Consider the following 18092-nt stretch of genomic DNA (forward strand, 5'->3'; position numbering starts at 1 on the left):
TTTTGAGCTTCAAAATTTGATTTAACAATTAAGGATATGAAAAAATTAATCTTATTGGGTACTGTATCAGCTTTTTTAATCAACTGTAATAAGAAAACTGAAGCTCCGGCTCCCAAGACAGTGGCAGACACCATCGCTGTTGAAGGACCTGTAATAGATACTCTGGGACCGAAATCGTTCTGCTATATCGGGGTAACAGGAAAAGACAGTGTTTTTGCTTCCATTGATGACAATTTAGGAACCATCACCGGAAAGTTATCTTATAAAAACAGTGAGAAAGACAGTTCAACAGGAGATGTAACCGGTTTCAAATCCGGAGATACCCTGAAACTGACTTACGAATTTGCCTCAGAGGGTAAAAAAAGCAAAAGAGATATTTACTTCCTACAGAAAGACAATGCTTTGACGGAAGGAATTGGAGATCATAAAGAGGAAGACGGACAGTCTAAATATGCCGATGAGAAAAAAATCAGCTATAAAGACGGACAAAAGCTAAATACTGCAGACTGTAAAGTAGTGAGTAAAGCTTTAAAAAAATAATTCATGATCAATAAAAAAGTTGTCTCAAAAATGTCATTCTGAACGAAATAAAATGTAGTGAAGAATCTCATATTCTTGTTTTAGATGAGATTCTTCCTTCGTCAGAATGACAAACGTCTATTATTTTGACTTTTGAGACATCTTTTTTATTACTATAATTCCGTTTCAATGATTTCAATAAATCGGTTTACTGCTTCATCACCTGTATTCCAGGAAGTAATAAGACGTATTGCCGAAGAATTCTCATCTACTTTTTTCCAGACAAAAAATTCAAAACTTTCAGACAGTACGCTTATAAGTTCATTGCTTATAATAGGAAAAATCTGATTGGTGTAGGTATCTGCAAGAAATGCTACTCCTTTTTTCTGCAATGCATTCTTAATTTTCATAGCCTGCTGATTGGCATGTTTCGCCAGATCAAAATACAGATTGTCTTTCATCAGCTCCATAAACTGTATTCCCAGCAGTCTTCCTTTAGCTAGTAACGCCCCTTTCTGTTTGATATTAAATGCAAAATCCTCCTGAAGAACGGGATTATTAATGACAATAGCCTCTCCTATCAACGCCCCGTTTTTGGTTCCTCCAAGGTAGAAAACATCCGTCAGAAGCGCTACTTTTTCCAGGGTAAGATCACTGATTTCTGAAGTCAGCCCATGTCCCAGCCTTGCTCCATCCATAAACAGGTACAATTTCTTTTCTTTACAAAATGCTGAAAGCTCTTCCAGTTCTTTTGCCTGATAAATGGTTCCCAGCTCTGTAGAATTGGATATATACACCAGCTTAGGCATTACCTGATGCGGTACATTACTATGCCCTTCCAAAACCGGAATGATGTCCGAAGGTCTTAGTTTTCCATCTGGAGTTTCAATGCTCAATACTTTATGACCTGTGGCTTCAATAGCTCCTGTTTCATTATTCAGAATATGGCCGGGAGCGGCAGAAATTGCGCATTGATATGGCTTTAAGATCGCTGAAATAACGATTAAGTTCGCCTGCGTCCCTCCTGAAACCAGAAAAACTTCAGAATCCTGATTGTTGATTTTTTCTTTAATTAATGTTTTAGCTTTTAATGAATACTCATCTTCTCCATATCCGGCCTGCTGTTCAAAATTACTTTTTGTAAGCGCTTGTAGAATATTCGGGTGACATCCCTCTGAATAGTCGTTTTTGAATGAAAATTTCATAGAGTAAAAGTAAAAAAAGTTAAAATAACAAGAGTAAACTTTTCATTTTATTTTGTTAGATTTGTAATGAAAATCATCTAACATTTTGAAAACAACCCTAACAGAAGAGAATTACCTGAAAGCTTTGTTTCATTTAGTTGACAATGAAGGAAAGGTTACGATTAATGAGCTCAGCAAATTTTTGAATGTAAAAATGCCGAGTGTCAATAATATGATGAAAAAGTTTGCAGAGAAAAAGTGGGTCATTTATGAAACCTACAAACCGCTAATCGTTACCGAAAGCGGAAGACGGGAAGCAGCTCTGGTAGTCCGAAAACACAGACTTACCGAAATGTTTCTGGTTAAAAAAATGAATTTTGGATGGGAAAATGTTCACGAAATTGCCGAGCAGCTTGAACACGTACATTCTCAAATCTTCTTTGATAAAATGGATGAAATTCTGGATTATCCAAAATTTGATCCCCACGGAGAACCTATTCCTGATAAAGACGGAAATATTATTTCCCAGGATCTGCAGAAACTGAGCCACTGTGAGCCTGGTGAAAATGTTACTTTTGCCTCTGTCACTTTATCTGACGATGCTTTTTTAACCTATCTCAACGATCGGAAACTACTCCTCAATACCAAAGTAAAAATTGTTAAAGTAGAAAGTTTTGATAAATCAATGACGATAGAAATTGATGGGAAAACGGAAATTTTAAGCAAAAAAGCGACTGAAAAAATATTAGTTAAGAAATAACCTTAACAATCAAAATAAGCCTCACAGATATTAAACCTGTGAGGTTTTTTCATTCCGGCAATATCACATTAATTATTTTCTGAACTCTTAGAAAATGTGTATTTATTTCTACAACTGTTAAAAAACGGTTAAACTCTCTTTCATAAAATACCTGAAAATTAATTTTTAATTAGGTTTGCAAAACATTCTACAGACTTTGTCTTTCCGACAAATACCAACATTTTAATTATTACCCAAAAAATTATGAAAAAAAGCATTCCGTTTTTTATTATTTCGATGCTGTTAAGCCCATTTGCAAACGCTCAGGACACTAAGGTAAGAGATTTTGTGATTGAGCCTCAGATTAAACCTAACTTTTATATATACAAAACTTTCGGAGTATTCGGAGGTAAAGAATATTCTACCAATGCTGTTTATCTGGTTACCAAAAAAGGAGTTGTTTTATTTGATGTGCCTTGGCAAAAAACCCAATACCAAAGCTTGCTGGACACCATTCAAAAGCGTCATAATCTTCCTGTTATTGCAGTATTTGCAACGCATTCACATGAAGACAGAGCCGGAGATTTAAGCTTTTATAACAATAAAGGAATTAAAACGTATGCAACAGCAAAAACCAATGAACTGCTAAAGAAAGATGGAAAAGCTACTTCTACAGAAATCATCAAAACAGGGAAACCTTATCGTATTGGCGGCGAAGAATTTGTGGTAGATTTTCTTGGGGAAGGACATACGGCAGATAATGTAGTAGTTTGGTTCCCAAAATATAAAATACTGGACGGAGGATGTCTTGTGAAAAGCAAAGCAGCAGTTGATCTTGGTTATACGGGAGAAGCCAATGTTGCACAATGGCCGCAAACCATGACAAAGCTGAAAAACAAATATTCACAGGCCACTCTTGTAATTCCTGGTCACGATGAATGGAAAGGAGGCGGACATGTTGAACATACGCTTGACCTTCTGGACAAAAACAAAAAGCCGGAATAATAATTTATTTCCATAATCTGTATATACCATAAAAAATCCCGAATTTTCATTCGGGATTTATATTTTAATGATGGGCTGTATTAATCTAATACACTCCAACCTCTTTTAGGATTCGTATTGGTAGAAACCTCTTGCTCGTTAACGATGATGTTTTCTTTTCTCTGACCGATGTAATCAAGCTCACTCAGTTTAGAAAAAATGGTTTCAAGGCTTCTCAGCATCTGTTGAATATAAAGCAAAGGCTCACCACAGTTATGATGATCGTAATTGGTCTCTGCTACAATAGAAAGCTGGTTCAATAAAGTGTGAGGAGCAATTTCACTCCACTCCAGGCTATAGTTCAGCATTTCTTCCAATTCAGCAGGAACTAGAAGCTGGGTTGAATTATATAAATGAAGCGCCAGTCTTGCAAAAGATTCAATCAGAAATACTGGCGGCTGCCAAGGCGTAATATTTCTGAACTGGAAATACATATCTCCAAAGGTATTCACCATGGTGCTGCACAGGAACTTAACATTTTGTGCCAAAGCTGTATTTTGATTTTTATGAGAAGTCTTCTGAATAATTTTAAATGCATACTGCTGAAGATTCCCGATAGATTTTGCATAGCTGCTGTAATATTCCACTAATGCCGGATGGCTCTGTACAGACGTACAAGGTGGAATAAAATTGGAATCTACCTGAGCAATATTCCCTTTTAAATCTACTTTTCCAATGATAAGGTAATTACCTCCCGAATAGCTGCTGTTCAGAGAAGTTACAGGAAGCAGTTCAATATGGTGATTCGGCTGAGCACTTGGATGGCGCGGCGGAATTTCCTCAGGGTCAATATCTCCGAAAGGAACTTTATCAAAAGGATTGACAGAGATTAAGATATAATATTCTCCGTCTGCCTGCTCTTCGTTCATGGATTTCGCCAAAGACTTTACGCTAATTCTTCTGTCTGTCAGCTCAATACGGTAACCTGCCATGGTCACAGCGCTGCAACGCTTGATGACAAGCTGTACATCATTGGTTGCCGTATTGTGAACATCAAAAATGGTACGGTCTGTAAATTCATTGGAAATAGGCAGAAGTCCGTAGTTATATGTAGTAATTCCAAGGGAATTGGAATCTCTGATGGTATCAATTAAGAAATTATCCTGATCATTAAGATGTCTCTGGGAAACCTTCATCCCATCCACCCAGTTGATTGCAAAATGTTTAATAGGCTGTATCATGTTTAATACTTTTTAATTTTTTGTGATTATGATTTTCTTGCGACTCCCTCCTCTTCATGCTGAATGACTCTCTTACAAATCACCACTTCATTTTCAGAAATGCTGTTTGTTGTAATGTCGTGGTCGAAATCTATATATTTTCTGAAACTGAAAAACGATTTTTTAGTGTAAAAGATCCAGTAATAAGGTTCATTTCCTTCATCTGAAAGATGAATAACAGAACCCGGGTTCTTATGGTTGTAATCATCTACTACCCTGTAGAACCAATCTCCGAAAGTAACTCCCGTTGGAAGGGTTTTTGCTTTGATTCTGAAACGGTTGGTATCTTCTAATTTTTTGCTCAATTCAACATTCAATACCATTAACCTGTCAAAATCTGCTCCTTCAAAATCTGGAAGTTTCTGCTCCGGTGAATATCTCCATGTTTTATAAATATCAAAAGGAATGGTGATAAACTGGATATAGCAGTAATAAAATACCATGGGAACCACAAAGATCAGCATACTTGTTGCCGCCATTACAGCATATCCTGTTCCTTTGCTCATCCAGTTAAAGATCAAAGTAAAAAGATATCCTCCCAAAGCAATACACGTCAATGAAAGCAGAGACTCAAACAGAATACTCATTGCCAGAGAATCAATATGCTTTTTGAAATATTTATGCAGTAAATTAACATGAATAATCCCAAAAATAAGGTAAATAACCTGTGCGATGAGATACCAGTACGGATTAAAGAGATTTCCGGCAAATCCGAAAAATCCAGGAATAGCCAGGCATAAACTGCACAGAAGCACGTATATAATAATTACTTTAATTTTGATCGCAGGTTTATTTCTCCTGATTACACCCAGTATAACCATCATAATAATTGCGATTAAAGGCATTAAGATATACCTTAAAAAAATACCTTTTACTGAAGAAATTTCCATTTGTTTCTTTTCGAATTTATACTTTGTTGGTAGTTGTAAATATAGTAAAATAATTTAGAGGAATGTAGAGTATCCAAGGCGGCTGGCATTTCTTCCATCGTCTTCAAGGCTGAATGAATATTCCTCTTTTTCTGTAACAAAATTCTCTTCCACATCCACTGTTACCGGAAGAAAATAATCATACAGTGCCTGAAGTACATTTCTGAACGGACTTCCCGGGATATATTTTTTCATATCTTCATAAGGAATAGGACCAATGTTTACCACCCAGTTTCGCTGCCCGTCCATATGTGGACCACTTGGAATGTAAGTAACTCCTAATCTTGAATTTCCCAATAACATGGAATTATCATTTTTCTCAATCCTATCAATGATGTTGGGTGAAAAAGTAACGTTTACCGGCACCTGCAGAAAAGCGGTCATACATCTTTCAAACCATTTTTTATCCCCCCTTATCTGGTGGAAAAACGGCAGGATATGCATGAAGATATAAGCATTCTGCTTATCCAGCATTTTTATCAGAGGCCAAAGCTCACTTACGGTTTCCAATAAAGAATCTGTATTGCTTGTAATATCAAATTCAGATTCTTTAAGTAAAGCACTGATTTCCGTAAAAAAAACCTCCAGTTCAAAAGGCCGGAAAAACTTACGGGCATCATCTTCTACTCTTTTCTGTTTACGGATTTCCCGTACCACAGTATCTACATTCTTTCTGGAAGCTCCAAGAGACGGCGGATGGAATAAACCCTCCGGAAGATAATCATAAATGCCTTCCCTGTAACTCTCTATGGTAAATACTTCTTCGTCAAATCCTAAATAACTGCTTGAAATACTCTTAATATCCTTCAGGTAAGCACGGTCGTTCACGCCAACACGCTCAATGAATATATTGCTTACCGCACGGTGGTATTTCAATAGATTAACAGCCACAGCTTCAGCCTTAAAGTCTGTCTGCAGCTTATTGTAATGCATATCTACAATATTAGTCTCATACATAGTGTTTCCTCTGATTATGACTTGTAAAGATAATATATCTCATAAGTTTGAAAAAATATTTTGCTAATAATTTTATCCTAAAAATAATAATTATTGACATTAAAAGGAATAATTTCAAGCAAATTCCGTAAAAATACGGTAAATAGAAGGTATATTTGTTTTTATAATTTAAAATTAACTATTCAAAATCAAATGGTTAAAGGCTAACCATCCATAGTTTGATGCAGAAATAATTTTTTTATTTTATTCCTTCTTATAAATAAAGATGTAGTTCTTTCTACACCCTCCTACTTCAGATATCATTTATCTTTTAGTCTTTCTGACAAAATATAAGCTTTCAAACGTAGTACAATTACATCTTTTACGTAAATTAAATTTTATTAACATCATCTTATAGAATAAATTCAGGATAATGCATGCTCATTCCGAAAGCGGGCCGTATCTTTGCAGACTGAAAATTGTTATTTAAAATGAAAAGTATCTATTCTAAAATTCTGATTTTAGCATTCATGGCCTCTTCACTTTATTCTTATGCATGGGGATTAACGGGACACAGGGTTATTGCAGACATTGCAGAAAACCATCTTTCCCGTAAAGCGAGAAGAGAAATTAAAAAGATTATGGGAAAAGAACGTCTGGCTTACTGGGCGAACTGGCCGGATTTCATTAAATCTGATACCACAGGAGCATGGAAGCAGGCTTCATCATGGCATTATGTAAACATTGATCCGATGACTGACTTTAAAGCTTTTGAACAAAACCTAAAAGCACAGGCAGGACCAAGCCTTTATACTCAGGTAAACACACTATCCAGCCAGATCAAAGACAAAAACACTTCTGAAAAAGACAGAAAAATTGCTTTAATCTTCCTTATCCATATTATGGGAGATCTTGCACAACCCCTTCACGTGGGAAGAGCAGAAGATTTGGGTGGAAACAAGATCAACGTTACCTATTTCGGGGATAAAACCAATTTACACTCAGTTTGGGACGGAAAACTGGTAGATTCTCAAAAATACAGCTACACAGAATATTCTAAGCTTTTAGATATCAAATCTAAAGAAGAAGTAGCACAGATACAGTCCGGGACACTGGAAGACTGGTTATATGATTCTCACAAGATTGCCAACAAAATCTATGCACAGACTCCCAATGACTCTAAATTATCTTTTGACTACCAGTATAAATTCAATGATACTTTGGAAAGACAGCTTCTATATGGAGGATTGAGACTGGCAAAAGTATTAAACGAGCTTTTCTAAATACGGGTTTCGAGTTGCGGGTTGATTAACCAAAGGCGGCTTAAAATTGTATTTCAAGATATAAAAACGGGACTTCGGTTTCGTTTTTTTGTTTAAGGTTTAAGGTTTAAGGTTTAAGGTTTAAGGTTTAAGGTTTAAGGTTTAAGGAAATTACAGTTTTTATTATTGACACATGTTTTAATTTAAAAAAAATAAAACACTCATTATCAATCAATTAATATCATTCTCGCAAATCTAAATTTTTCCAAACCGGAACAAAACAACTGATTATCAGTAAATTAATCAATTCACAATACACTTATACATTTTACTTCGGACATTATACAAAAAAAACGCCTTTTTAAAATTTAAATAAAACACTGAATATCATGAATTTAAACCAACATATAAAGATATTCATACATTTTACTTTTTACATTGTATAAAAAATACGCTACCTCGTGTAACCTTTTTACCTTTTCATACGTATATATTATAGTAACTCTTTTTTGAGGATAAAATAAATGAGACAATTAAAAATCACTAAGCAGGTTACCAACAGGGAAACGGCTTCATTAGACAAGTATTTGCAGGAAATTGGTAAAGTGGAACTGATCACTGCGGACGAAGAAGTAGAATTGGCACAAAGAATACGTGCTGGCGACAGAGCCGCACTGGAGAAATTAATCAAAGCCAACCTTCGTTTCGTAGTTTCTGTATCCAAGCAATACCAAAATCAAGGTCTTTCTTTACCCGATTTGATCAATGAAGGTAACCTAGGATTGATGAAAGCGGCAAAAAGGTACGATGAAACTAGAGGTTTCAAATTTATCTCTTATGCAGTATGGTGGATCCGTCAATCAATTTTACAGGCATTGGCTGAACAGTCAAGAATTGTAAGACTACCATTGAACAAAATTGGTTCCATCAATAAAATTAATAAAGCTTACGCTCACCTTGAGCAGGAAAATGAAAGACCACCTTCTCCGGAAGAATTGGCTGAAGTTCTTGACATGAGCGAGGAAGATATTAAAGAATCAATGAAAAACTCCGGAAGACACCTGTCTATGGATGCACCTTTAGTAGAAGGTGAAGATTCTAATCTTTATGATGTATTACGTTCAGGAGAATCTCCAAGTCCTGATAAAGATCTGATGCTTGAATCTCTACAAATCGAGATTGAAAGAGCATTGAATACTTTGACGCCAAGAGAGGCTGATTTGGTAAGATTGTACTTCGGACTGAACGGAAAACACCCAATGACTTTAGAAGAAATTGGTGAGACTTTCGATCTTACAAGAGAGAGAGTTCGTCAGATCAAAGAAAAAGCAATTAAGAGACTAAAACACAATACCAGAAGCAAGATCCTAAAATCTTACCTGGGTAAATAATTTTTAGCGTAAAAAATTTTATAGGCGGAGTCTGTTTTCAGGCTCCGTTTTTTTTATTTAGATAGTATTATACATCCAATCTGCAGACTTCTGTAACATTTTTCACCGTTTATTCAACTAATTAAAATCATATCCTTTACTCATTTGCGATAAATTCTAAATGATTAATTTTAGTTGACGCGATATGATGTTGAGAACACCAAAATAAAACAGACTATGAAAAAAATACTTTTCGCTTCTATACTTGCGTTATCCTTTCTTTCCTGCAGAGAAAATAAATCGCAACAAGTTCCTGCAATAGAAAATGCAGTTGATAATGCAGAATCTTCAGTTTCAAGTTCTATTAGGAAAAATACATATTCGCGTGATGGAAATCTTGTTCATGAAATCTATCAGGAGCTGATAAAAAATGATAAAGCTTTACAGGATCTTGATAAAAGAATAACGGTTATTAATCAGGAAACCGAGGATGCAATGACCGAATATGATGATGTTATTCAAAAATCAGAAACATACTATAATGATGCAAAGGCACTATCAAATTCGGTAACCGATTCTGTTACAAAGAAACAAATTGAAAAAGAGATAAAGGCCAGCTCTGGAAAATATGATATAAAAACACAAACTATCCGAGACCTCATCGTCAAAATAAAAGCAAACAGGACAACAGTTCATGATCAATACCTTGTATTCAAGATCAGAAAAACACTTCCTGAAATTGAAAAGTATCAGAATGCACATCCTCTGAAAACAGACAGCCTCAATCAATTCATCAATAAGCAAAACCAACTGCTGGAAGAATTGAAAAAATTAAAATAAATACCAACACACCTCATGAAATATACTACAAAATGGCTCACTGATAAAGCCCGCGTTAAAGAACTGGTAGACTTTTTTATTACCCATAAAACAGATTCTTATATTTCCCATGGTGAAATGATGTCCGGCAGAGCCATCGATTCCCATCATTGGAATCCGGATCTTGAACTGATTCTTACTGAACAGCTGATTACTGATTTTAATTCTGATGGCAGTTCCAGACTGAATATTCTGATTGCAGAAAATGAAAATGGGGAAATTGTCGGAATGATGGTTTTCAATGTGATCAACAGTCCTTTTAAAAAGTATGCAATTTTAGAAGATATGCTTCTGGATCAGTCTGTAAGAGGCCAGTCACTGGGAAGTAAACTGTTAGAGAAAGCCATCCATGAATCTAAAAACTGGAATATCAGTTTTATCCTATTGGAAAGCGGAGTCAACAATCATGGAGCGCACAACTTTTTTAGTAAGTATGGTTTCAAAAAGGTATCGGAAAGCTATATTTTAACAATATAAATTAAATGATATCTTATGAACAGAAGCCTTTGAAATGTGGGGAAAAGGAAAACGTTTTGGATTTGTAAAAATTTCTGATCAAAAAGTATACTGGTATGCCCGTGTCAATGAAAAAAGTTTTGGGAGATCTCTTGAAATTGCAGAGATTTTTAATGATTTTGATCCTTTGGTTTTACAACTGAATGAAGCTACAGCTAACGAGAATATTATTTGTAATACGATTTCCGACCTCGCTCCTATTCCCAAATGATATTCTGAAAATCTATGCCTGATTGGAGATGCCGCTCATCCTACAACTCCCAATATGGGACAAAGTGCCTGCCAGGCGATTGAAGATGCTTATATCATCGGAAAATTGCTGGAAAAAAATGGCTAAGAAGATTATAGAACTGGAAATGTAGAAATCCTTTTTAGGAAAAAATAAAATTTCAAAAAATTATATCCGATTTATTAATAACAACTAAAAATTAAAAACATGAAAAAAATCTTTTATGTATTGCTCTTATTCATGGGAGTACATACAGCACGAGCACAGGAGGTCCCGGTACTGGACAGAGGATTATTTTTTGGAAACCCGGAAATTTCCGGAGGACAGTTGAGCCCGGATGGAAAATGGATTTCCTTTACAAAAGAATATGGCGGTATCATGAATATATGGGTAAAAAAAATTGATGAACCTTTTGAAAAAGCCCGTCCACTTACAGACAGCAAACGCCCGATGAACGGATATTTCTGGTCGGAAGACGGAAAGTATATTCTTTATGTAAAAGATGGTAATGGTGATGAAAACATGAATATTTTTGCTGTAGATCCTATGGCAAAAGTAACCACCGGAGCTCCGGAATCAAGGAATTTAACTCCGCTTAAAGAAGTAACAGCTCAAATCTACATGGTAAGCAGAAAAGATCCTGATTTGCTGATGGTGGGATTAAATAACCGTGATAAAGCATGGCATGATTTATATTCATTGAAAATTTCTACAGGTGAACTGAAAAAGATTTATGAAAATACAGACCGAATCACAAGCTATGAATTTGACTGGGATGAAAAATTAAGAGTGCTGTCCAAAACAGATGACAAAGGAACTACCCAGTTTTTTTATAAAGAAGGAGATAAGCTTACGCCTATTTATGAAACATTGGTAACGGAAAGCGCCTATATTTCAAACTGGAATGAAGATAATTCTAAATTCTATCTTGTAACGAACAAAGGGAATCTTGATAAATCAACCCTATTCCTGATGGATCCGAAAACCAAACAGATCACAAAAATAGAAAGCGATCCTAAAGATAAAGTAGATTTTGGAGGACTTTTTCTTGACAGAAATACAAGAAAGATGATCTATACTTCTTACACCGGAGATAAAACAGAGTACTACTGGAAAGACAAAACGTGGGAAGAAAATTATAAATTTCTGCAAAGTAAATTTCCTGGAAGAGAAGTTAATTTTTCAAGTTCTACCAATGATTATTCCAAATTCTTAGTTGCTGTTGGAGGTGATAAATATGCGTCTGAAGCGTACTTCTTTGATGCAAAAACAAAACAGCTGATTTTCCAGTATACACCAAGAACAGAATTGAAAAAAGTTGAGAAGTACCTGGCTGCCATGACTCCTGTTTCTTATAAAAGCAGTGACGGACTTGAAATTCCAGCCTATCTGACTTTACCTGTAGGTTCATCCGGTAAAAATGTTCCTGTAGTTGTTTTGGTTCATGGAGGTCCGAAAGGTCCAAGAGATTATTGGGGATACAATTCAACCGTACAGTTTTTAGCCAACAGAGGATATGCGGTATTACAGCCCAACTTCAGAGCGAGTGGCGGATATGGTAAAAAGTTCCAGAACGGCGGAGATCTTCAGTGGGGAAAACTAATGCAGGACGATATCACCTGGGGCGTAAAATACCTGATTGACCAGGGAATTGCAGACAAAAATAAAGTAGTAATTATGGGAGGAAGCTACGGTGGATATGCAACACTCGCAGGTTTAGCATTCACTCCTGATGTATACGCTGCCGGAGTAGATATTGTAGGGCCAAGCAACCTCTTTACTTTATTGGATTCTGTCCCTGCTTACTGGGAAGCCGCCCGTGCCTTCCTTTACGGAATGGTAGGTGATCCTAAAACTGAAGAAGGAAAAAAACGTATGCATGATGCCAGCCCATTGTTCAGTGTAGATAAGATCAACAAGCCATTACTGATTGTTCAGGGAGCTAATGATCCAAGAGTAAAGCAGGCTGAAGCGGATCAGATTGTCATTGCACTGCGTGATAAAGGTAAAAAGGTAAATTATATCCTTGCTGATGATGAAGGCCACGGATTCCGTAAGCCGGTTAACAGCATGGCGATGTATGCTGAAACCGAGAAATTCCTTGCTGAAGTCATTGGAGGAAGATACCAGAAAGAAATGCCTGATAATGTGGCAAAGCGCCTGAAGGAAATGACGGTTGATATTTCGAAAGTTACTTATACACCAAAAAGCGAAAAAACTGCAGGAGCGTCTAAATAAAGCTTCCATATAATAAAACAAAGCCATCTCACTTTCACGAGATGGCTTTTGTTTTTAAGTTCTTATTTTTCCTTTTCAGCCTGCGTCAGCTCTATCCAATGAACTATTTCTTCTATCTGTTTTTCGGAAAGTTTCGCTTCCGGATGAAGATAAGTATAAGAAGTAAGCGGCATTTTTTTCTGCTGTATTTGATTGACAATAGATTCTAATTTATTGGCCTGTTTACGACGGCTGTAGCTCCCCCATTCATTAAAATTCAATTCTTCTTTTCCTTTTTTAATATGCTTTTCAAGATAATAACTTAAAGGCTGTATATAAGAATAAAATGGATAATGAGTAGAATTGCTGTGACAGTCATAGCAGGAATTTCTAAGAACAGACTGCACATTCGCAGGAAGTTTGTAAACCTTTGAAATATCTGTAGAAGGAACCTGCCCGTAATCAATATTACGGGCAGGCTGAATAATCTGAATAAGTAAAAAAATTAGAACAAACCCTAGCAATATGTTTTTCATGTGTCGGTTCATCTCTTTTTACTATTTTAAAATACTTTTTTTATAGATCCGCAGTTAATCATTTTCTGTCCTTCATATGGATTGATAATCTCTTCCGATTCACTGATCCAGGTTCCGCCTTTTCCATTATTGTACATTGGACAGAAGTCCTGGTATAGTTTTAATCCGCCAGTTCCCTTCTCTTTTATTAAATCGGTAATATCATTACTCAGGGATAGCAGATGTTCTCTCTGATGAGCTATATCATCAGATTTTTCACCGATATGTTCTGCATTTTCTGCTGCGCTTTCCAAAATATCTTTTACTTCGGAACTTAGTTTACTTACATCCTGCTTTTTTAACACAGAATATAATTTTTTAGCTTCTGATGAGGCTGTTTTAGAATCATCCTTAGTTAAAGCATTTTTTAAAGGAAGATAACTCTCAACAATCTGTTTTATTGAAAATGCTGCAGAAACTGTTGATTCTTTTTTACTTTCTTCCGGGCTTTCTTTTACCTCCTGATTTGAGATTTCAGCAGGTTCAGTTTTGTCCGTCGTTTTAATTTCCGGTTCTGCTTTCTTTTCAGATATTTTACTGTCGGGTTTATTACAAGAGTATAATGTAGCTCCCACAAACAGTACGGTTATTATATTTTTCATTATTTCTTAAATAATATGGTTAAAAAAAATTAATACGTTAAAGTAACACCTGCACCCCAGCCCATTTCATTATCATAGTTTCCGGAAACGGATAACCATTTTTGAAGAATATACCTCATTCCGGTTGAAAATTCACCATCAGAATTGACGCTGAAGTTTCCTCTCAGTCTTCTTGAAAGTGGAATATCCTCACGGCTCAGTTCTAACAGTACTTTTCCGTTTTGGTCTACACTTGCATCAGCTGTAATCAACATGGGAAGTACATACTGCATACCTACCATGAATGCAAATTTGTTTTTGGAAGCTTTCTGCTGTCCGAACCAGGTCTTTTTCCCATGAAAATCCATACCCATATCCTCTGCCATCTGTCTTTCCATGATCTCATGATTTTTTTGAACTCTTACTCCTGCATAAGGAAGCGCCCACTGGAATTTTCCTAAAAATCGTCCTACTTTTGCACTTCCTTCAAAATGATCAAAATTCCAGTTAGAATGAAACTCATTCAGGTTAGCCCATCTCGGTCCGAACATTGTCATTGTTTCTGCATGGATCTTATTGCTTGCTACATCCAGCATTGCCATAGAACTGGTCATTTTATTATCCTGTATAAAGTTCTTCCAGGCTAACTTTCTGTTCGGAAGCTGTGGATTGGGTTTAGAGTTTTCATAACTAAAGATTCTTCCCATTCCCGCCATCATATGGTATAAGATATGGCAGTGGAAAAACCAGTCACCATCCTGATTGGCAGCGAATTCTATCGTTACGGTTTCCATTGGCATGATATCTACCACATTTTTCAATGGAGAATATTCCCCTTTTGAATTGATCAATCTGAAATCATGACCGTGAAGGTGCATCGGGTGGCGCATCATAGAATTATTATATAGTTTAATTCTAACAATCTCTCCTTTTTTGATCAGGATTTTATCTGTTTCCGTTACGGTTTTATTATCCAGCGTCCACAGATAATGGTTCATATTCCCTTCAAGCGTAAATTTCATTTCACGGATGCTGTCTGTAGGAAGAATGGTTTTTTCCGGAGATTTTAAAATATTGTAAGACAATCTTTTAATAGTTTTCTCTTCTCCCATATCCATTCCTGAGTGTTGAGAATGATCCTCTTTTTTATCTTCCTTCGTCTTCACTCCCATCATCTCATTGATATGCTTTGCTGTAGTTTTCCTTTGATTTTCAGATAATTCCGGGTACATTACTTCGTTCATATCCATCATCTGGTTTCCCATCGTCATGGTCATAGGCTTCATATTTCCGCTCATTTCCATCATGCCGTTCATCATTTTCATTCCTTCAAAAAGCATCAGCCTTGGAAGATTGGGAGCTTCTACCTTCTCACCTGAACCCAGCCAAAGGGAAGCATGTCCTATTCTGTCTTCTGAAGTCGCTCTGAATTCAAAGCTTTTATTCTCCTGAATCGTGACTTCAATATCATAGGTTTCTGAAACACCGACAATCAAACGGTCAACTTCTGTCGGAACTACATCATTTCCATCATTTCCGACTACTTTTATCTTTCCACCTCCGTAATTCAGCCAGAAATAGGTAGATGAACCTCCGTTGGCCACTCTTAATCTTACTTTGTCTCCAGGCTTTAGATTGGAATAATCTGAACTGGGAGTTCCATTGATCAGGAATTTATCATAATAAACATCACTCACATCCATCGCCTCCATCCTTTTCCATTCATTCAATGCTTTTGTTCCTAAATTTCCGGATTTGATGGCTTCCCAGTAACTCTGTACTGCATTTTTCTTTACAGCATACCAGTCTGTATTGGCCATGTGAAGTCTTCTTGCAATCTGCATCGGATCATCATCGCTCCAATCTCCCAGCAATACCGGAATCTCTGCATTATATTCTGTTTTGGGTTCACCTTCTCTTTTTTTGAAAACCAAAATCCCATTCATTCCTATCTGCTCCTGAAGGGCTTCGTGGGAATGATACCAATACGTTCCGTTTTGGGAAACTCTGAATTTGTATAAGTGGGTTTCTCCTGGCGTTACAGGTTTTGTTGTAAGATATGGAACTCCGTCATGCTCATTAGGAAGAATTACTCCATGCCAGTGCAATCCTGTATTTTCCTTAAGCATATTGTGCAGGTAAATTTCGGCTGTATCTCCTTCCGTAAAATATAAAGTCGGAGCCTGAAGTTTCCCGTTGATCGCAATTGCTCTCCTGTTTTTTCCGGTGAAATTGACAATGGTGTCTTTTACATACAGATCATAACGAACCGTTTTCCCACCAAAAGTAATTCTTCCGTTTTCTGAATTACGTTTTAAAACAGATTTTTCCTCCTTGGGATTTTCAGTTTGTGAATGACAATGATCTTCTTTCTCTACCAGATCCATCCCGCATTTAGGGCATTTTCCCGGTTTATCCGAAACTATTTCAGGATGCATCGGGCATGTATAAGTAGTTTCAGCTTTAGCTGATGATACAACTTTTTTTTCTGGCTGAACAGAAGGCTTTATTACTTTTACTTTTTCAACCTTAGTTGTTTCCTTTGGTTTATTTGCCTTATTTATTTTTGTTTCTGCAGGTTTTGCCTTTGTTTCTGTTTTAGCTGCAGGTTTCACTTCCTGTTTTACAATGGCTGTTTTTTTAACCAGAGTCATTCCGCATTTCGGACAGTCTCCAGGTTTTGAGGAGACCACTTCAGCGTGCATCGGACAGGTATAATACGTTTTTGTATTTTGTGCGAAAGTAAAAACAGAGAATAACAGCACCAGAAACATTATCAGTTTTTTCATAATATTTCAAAGTTTTTAGAAGTTGTATAACTTAAAGTCAATTATAACTTAAGCTATACAACTTGTTATTTTAAAGAATAATAGACTAATTATTTAATTTCTGACTTTACACTTCCGCATGAGAGCATAGACTTCCCGTAGTATGGGTTGGCAATCTGTTTTTCATCGCTCAGCCAGCTGCCGTCTGCCATTGGACAATATTGTACATAGACTGGATTTTCAGAAAGTTTGAACTCCTTGGTTAAAGCGATCATATTGTCTGAAAGGTTGAGAAATGTTTCTCTTTGGGCAGTAACATTTCTTGCTTCGGAAATAACAGAAGCATCTTTTCTAAGAACATTAAGATTCCCTTCCGAAACCATTTTATAGTCAATGGTTGAAGCTGTTTTAATGAATTCTGTTGCGGCTTTTGAAGTTTTGTCAGCATCATCTGAAGCGAGTGCTGATTTGATTGCGATATAGTTCTGATACAGCTTAGAAACCTGAGCATCCTTTTTAGATTGTGCTGATAGTGAGATAACTGAGAATATAGATAAGGCTGCTGTGATGATATATTTTTTCATTGTTTTAAATTTTAGAATTAATTTTTAATAAAGAATAATGGTAACGCATCAGGAATATGCGTCAGGACATGTCGCCTGTAACTGTACATGGTAATGATACAGAAAACGACAGACGAATTCTAAATTCTAAAATTACAATGATTGATGTAGATTGGTACCGGCTGGTATTCAGGCGGTGCATTAATCTGGATTTGAGTAAATTTGGTAGCAGAAAAAGACTTATCAATAACAGCAAACTGATGTTTCACCGGAATTTCTGAAATCTGGCCTAAAAAGTCAATTTTAAGCAAATCTGATTTCTGGGAATCATCTACTTTTACTACTTTGATCTCTGTTTTGCAGCATCCTTTTTTTTCTTTAACGCCGCATTTAGCACAGATACCATCTGTTTTCTGGCTTACAGAAACAAATTCCTTCATGCAATAATGAATGCTAAAAGCTGCTCCGGAAGAAAACCCGAAGTAGAAAATAGAAAACAATATGGCAAGAATCTTTTTCATTGATAGGACAAAGATAAAAATATCCCTGGGACCGTTGTTA

At 36.2% G+C, this 18092-nt stretch carries 17 protein-coding genes and 1 pseudogene; 9 read left to right on the forward strand and 9 right to left on the reverse strand.

What is annotated here, in order from left to right; all coding sequences use genetic code 11:
* Positions 1–36 precede the first annotated feature (36 nt).
* Positions 37–540, forward strand: coding sequence for a hypothetical protein (locus tag FN817_RS10760; RefSeq protein WP_142717933.1), 504 nt, complete (start codon positions 37–39; stop codon positions 538–540).
* Between the two features lie 152 nt (positions 541–692).
* On the opposite strand, the gene FN817_RS10765 is transcribed toward FN817_RS10760, so the two are convergent.
* Complete coding sequence (locus FN817_RS10765) at positions 693–1724, reverse strand: threonine aldolase family protein (protein ID WP_142717934.1); 1032 nt, start codon at positions 1722–1724, stop codon at positions 693–695.
* A gap of 85 nt (positions 1725–1809) precedes the next feature.
* On the opposite strand from FN817_RS10765, the gene FN817_RS10770 reads away from it, so the two are divergent.
* Positions 1810–2463: a metal-dependent transcriptional regulator gene (locus FN817_RS10770; RefSeq protein ID WP_142717935.1), complete on the forward strand. Its 654-nt coding sequence runs from the start codon at positions 1810–1812 to the stop codon at positions 2461–2463.
* 243 nt (positions 2464–2706) lie between these two features.
* Positions 2707–3447, forward strand: coding sequence for an IND family subclass B1 metallo-beta-lactamase (blaIND, locus tag FN817_RS10775; RefSeq protein ID WP_142717936.1), 741 nt, complete (start codon positions 2707–2709; stop codon positions 3445–3447).
* 80 nt (positions 3448–3527) lie between these two features.
* Here the strand turns inward: blaIND and FN817_RS10780 are convergent, their stop codons facing one another.
* The 3 genes from FN817_RS10780 to FN817_RS10790 are packed head-to-tail and all read right to left on the reverse strand — an operon-like array spanning position 3528 to position 6592.
* Positions 3528–4667: a hypothetical protein gene (locus FN817_RS10780; RefSeq protein WP_047374599.1), complete on the reverse strand. Its 1140-nt coding sequence runs from the start codon at positions 4665–4667 to the stop codon at positions 3528–3530.
* A 26-nt stretch (positions 4668–4693) separates the two neighbouring features.
* Complete coding sequence (locus FN817_RS10785; RefSeq protein WP_047423149.1) at positions 4694–5596, reverse strand: TssN family type VI secretion system protein; 903 nt, start codon at positions 5594–5596, stop codon at positions 4694–4696.
* Positions 5597–5650: 54 nt separating this feature from the next.
* A complete protein-coding gene (locus FN817_RS10790; protein ID WP_142717937.1) occupies positions 5651–6592 on the reverse strand; it encodes a type VI secretion system baseplate subunit TssG in 942 nt (313 codons plus the stop codon).
* Positions 6593–7062: 470 nt separating this feature from the next.
* Between FN817_RS10790 and FN817_RS10795 the strand changes: the two genes are divergently transcribed.
* The 6 genes and pseudogenes from FN817_RS10795 (at position 7063) to FN817_RS10825 (ending at position 13065) form a co-directional block, all read left to right on the forward strand.
* Positions 7063–7854, forward strand: coding sequence for a S1/P1 nuclease (locus tag FN817_RS10795; RefSeq protein ID WP_142717938.1), 792 nt, complete (start codon positions 7063–7065; stop codon positions 7852–7854).
* Between the two features lie 503 nt (positions 7855–8357).
* On the forward strand, positions 8358–9224 hold the full coding sequence (locus FN817_RS10800) for a sigma-70 family RNA polymerase sigma factor (protein ID WP_002979276.1): 867 nt from the start codon (positions 8358–8360) through the stop codon (positions 9222–9224).
* A gap of 216 nt (positions 9225–9440) precedes the next feature.
* The gene (locus tag FN817_RS10805) at positions 9441–10043 is read left to right on the forward strand and encodes a hypothetical protein (RefSeq protein WP_142717939.1); all 603 of its coding nucleotides are present in this window, start codon (positions 9441–9443) and stop codon (positions 10041–10043) included.
* Positions 10044–10058: 15 nt separating this feature from the next.
* Positions 10059–10559, forward strand: a complete 501-nt coding sequence (locus tag FN817_RS10810) for a GNAT family N-acetyltransferase (RefSeq protein WP_142717940.1) — start codon at positions 10059–10061, stop codon at positions 10557–10559.
* Between the two features lie 22 nt (positions 10560–10581).
* Positions 10582–10926, forward strand: a pseudogene (locus FN817_RS23590) (monooxygenase); the annotation flags it as partial.
* A gap of 108 nt (positions 10927–11034) precedes the next feature.
* Positions 11035–13065 carry an alpha/beta hydrolase family protein gene (locus FN817_RS10825; RefSeq protein ID WP_142717942.1) on the forward strand — a complete coding sequence of 677 codons (2031 nt, stop codon included), beginning with the start codon at positions 11035–11037 and terminating at the stop codon, positions 13063–13065.
* Between the two features lie 62 nt (positions 13066–13127).
* Here FN817_RS10825 and FN817_RS10830 read toward each other — a convergent pair whose 3' ends face one another.
* The 5 genes from FN817_RS10830 to FN817_RS10850 all read right to left on the reverse strand — a co-directional run bounded on the left by FN817_RS10830 (position 13128) and on the right by FN817_RS10850 (position 18052).
* A complete protein-coding gene (locus tag FN817_RS10830) occupies positions 13128–13580 on the reverse strand; it encodes a heme-binding domain-containing protein (RefSeq protein WP_317129978.1) in 453 nt (150 codons plus the stop codon).
* A 26-nt stretch (positions 13581–13606) separates the two neighbouring features.
* Positions 13607–14221 carry a DUF3347 domain-containing protein gene (locus FN817_RS10835; protein ID WP_142717944.1) on the reverse strand — a complete coding sequence of 205 codons (615 nt, stop codon included), beginning with the start codon at positions 14219–14221 and terminating at the stop codon, positions 13607–13609.
* 29 nt (positions 14222–14250) lie between these two features.
* The gene (locus tag FN817_RS10840; RefSeq protein ID WP_228451531.1) at positions 14251–16989 is read right to left on the reverse strand and encodes a multicopper oxidase domain-containing protein; all 2739 of its coding nucleotides are present in this window, start codon (positions 16987–16989) and stop codon (positions 14251–14253) included.
* Positions 16990–17078: 89 nt separating this feature from the next.
* On the reverse strand, positions 17079–17552 hold the full coding sequence (locus FN817_RS10845) for a DUF3347 domain-containing protein (RefSeq protein ID WP_047423157.1): 474 nt from the start codon (positions 17550–17552) through the stop codon (positions 17079–17081).
* Between the two features lie 119 nt (positions 17553–17671).
* A complete protein-coding gene (locus FN817_RS10850; RefSeq protein WP_228451533.1) occupies positions 17672–18052 on the reverse strand; it encodes an HYC_CC_PP family protein in 381 nt (126 codons plus the stop codon).
* Positions 18053–18092: the final 40 nt, after the last annotated feature.

It is taken from the genome of Chryseobacterium rhizoplanae (assembly GCF_900182655.1).
GTDB lineage: Bacteria > Bacteroidota > Bacteroidia > Flavobacteriales > Weeksellaceae > Chryseobacterium > Chryseobacterium rhizoplanae.

Bases quoted from the DNA above. Each gene is read 5' to 3' on its own strand.
- FN817_RS10760 (WP_142717933.1), top strand. From the start codon at position 37: ATGAAAAAATTAATCTTATTGGGTACTGTATCAGCTTTTTTAATCAAC.
- FN817_RS10765 (WP_142717934.1), bottom strand. From the start codon at position 1,724: ATGAAATTTTCATTCAAAAACGACTATTCAGAGGGATGTCACCCGAAT.
- blaIND (WP_142717936.1), top strand. From the start codon at position 2,707: ATGAAAAAAAGCATTCCGTTTTTTATTATTTCGATGCTGTTAAGCCCA.
- FN817_RS10780 (WP_047374599.1), bottom strand. From the start codon at position 4,667: ATGATACAGCCTATTAAACATTTTGCAATCAACTGGGTGGATGGGATG.
- FN817_RS10785 (WP_047423149.1), bottom strand. From the start codon at position 5,596: ATGGAAATTTCTTCAGTAAAAGGTATTTTTTTAAGGTATATCTTAATG.
- FN817_RS10790 (WP_142717937.1), bottom strand. From the start codon at position 6,592: ATGTATGAGACTAATATTGTAGATATGCATTACAATAAGCTGCAGACA.
- FN817_RS10795 (WP_142717938.1), top strand. From the start codon at position 7,063: ATGAAAAGTATCTATTCTAAAATTCTGATTTTAGCATTCATGGCCTCT.
- FN817_RS10800 (WP_002979276.1), top strand. From the start codon at position 8,358: ATGAGACAATTAAAAATCACTAAGCAGGTTACCAACAGGGAAACGGCT.
- FN817_RS10805 (WP_142717939.1), top strand. From the start codon at position 9,441: ATGAAAAAAATACTTTTCGCTTCTATACTTGCGTTATCCTTTCTTTCC.
- FN817_RS10810 (WP_142717940.1), top strand. From the start codon at position 10,059: ATGAAATATACTACAAAATGGCTCACTGATAAAGCCCGCGTTAAAGAA.
- FN817_RS10825 (WP_142717942.1), top strand. From the start codon at position 11,035: ATGAAAAAAATCTTTTATGTATTGCTCTTATTCATGGGAGTACATACA.
- FN817_RS10830 (WP_317129978.1), bottom strand. From the start codon at position 13,580: ATGAAAAACATATTGCTAGGGTTTGTTCTAATTTTTTTACTTATTCAG.
- FN817_RS10835 (WP_142717944.1), bottom strand. From the start codon at position 14,221: ATGAAAAATATAATAACCGTACTGTTTGTGGGAGCTACATTATACTCT.
- FN817_RS10840 (WP_228451531.1), bottom strand. From the start codon at position 16,989: ATGAAAAAACTGATAATGTTTCTGGTGCTGTTATTCTCTGTTTTTACT.
- FN817_RS10845 (WP_047423157.1), bottom strand. From the start codon at position 17,552: ATGAAAAAATATATCATCACAGCAGCCTTATCTATATTCTCAGTTATC.
- FN817_RS10850 (WP_228451533.1), bottom strand. From the start codon at position 18,052: ATGAAAAAGATTCTTGCCATATTGTTTTCTATTTTCTACTTCGGGTTT.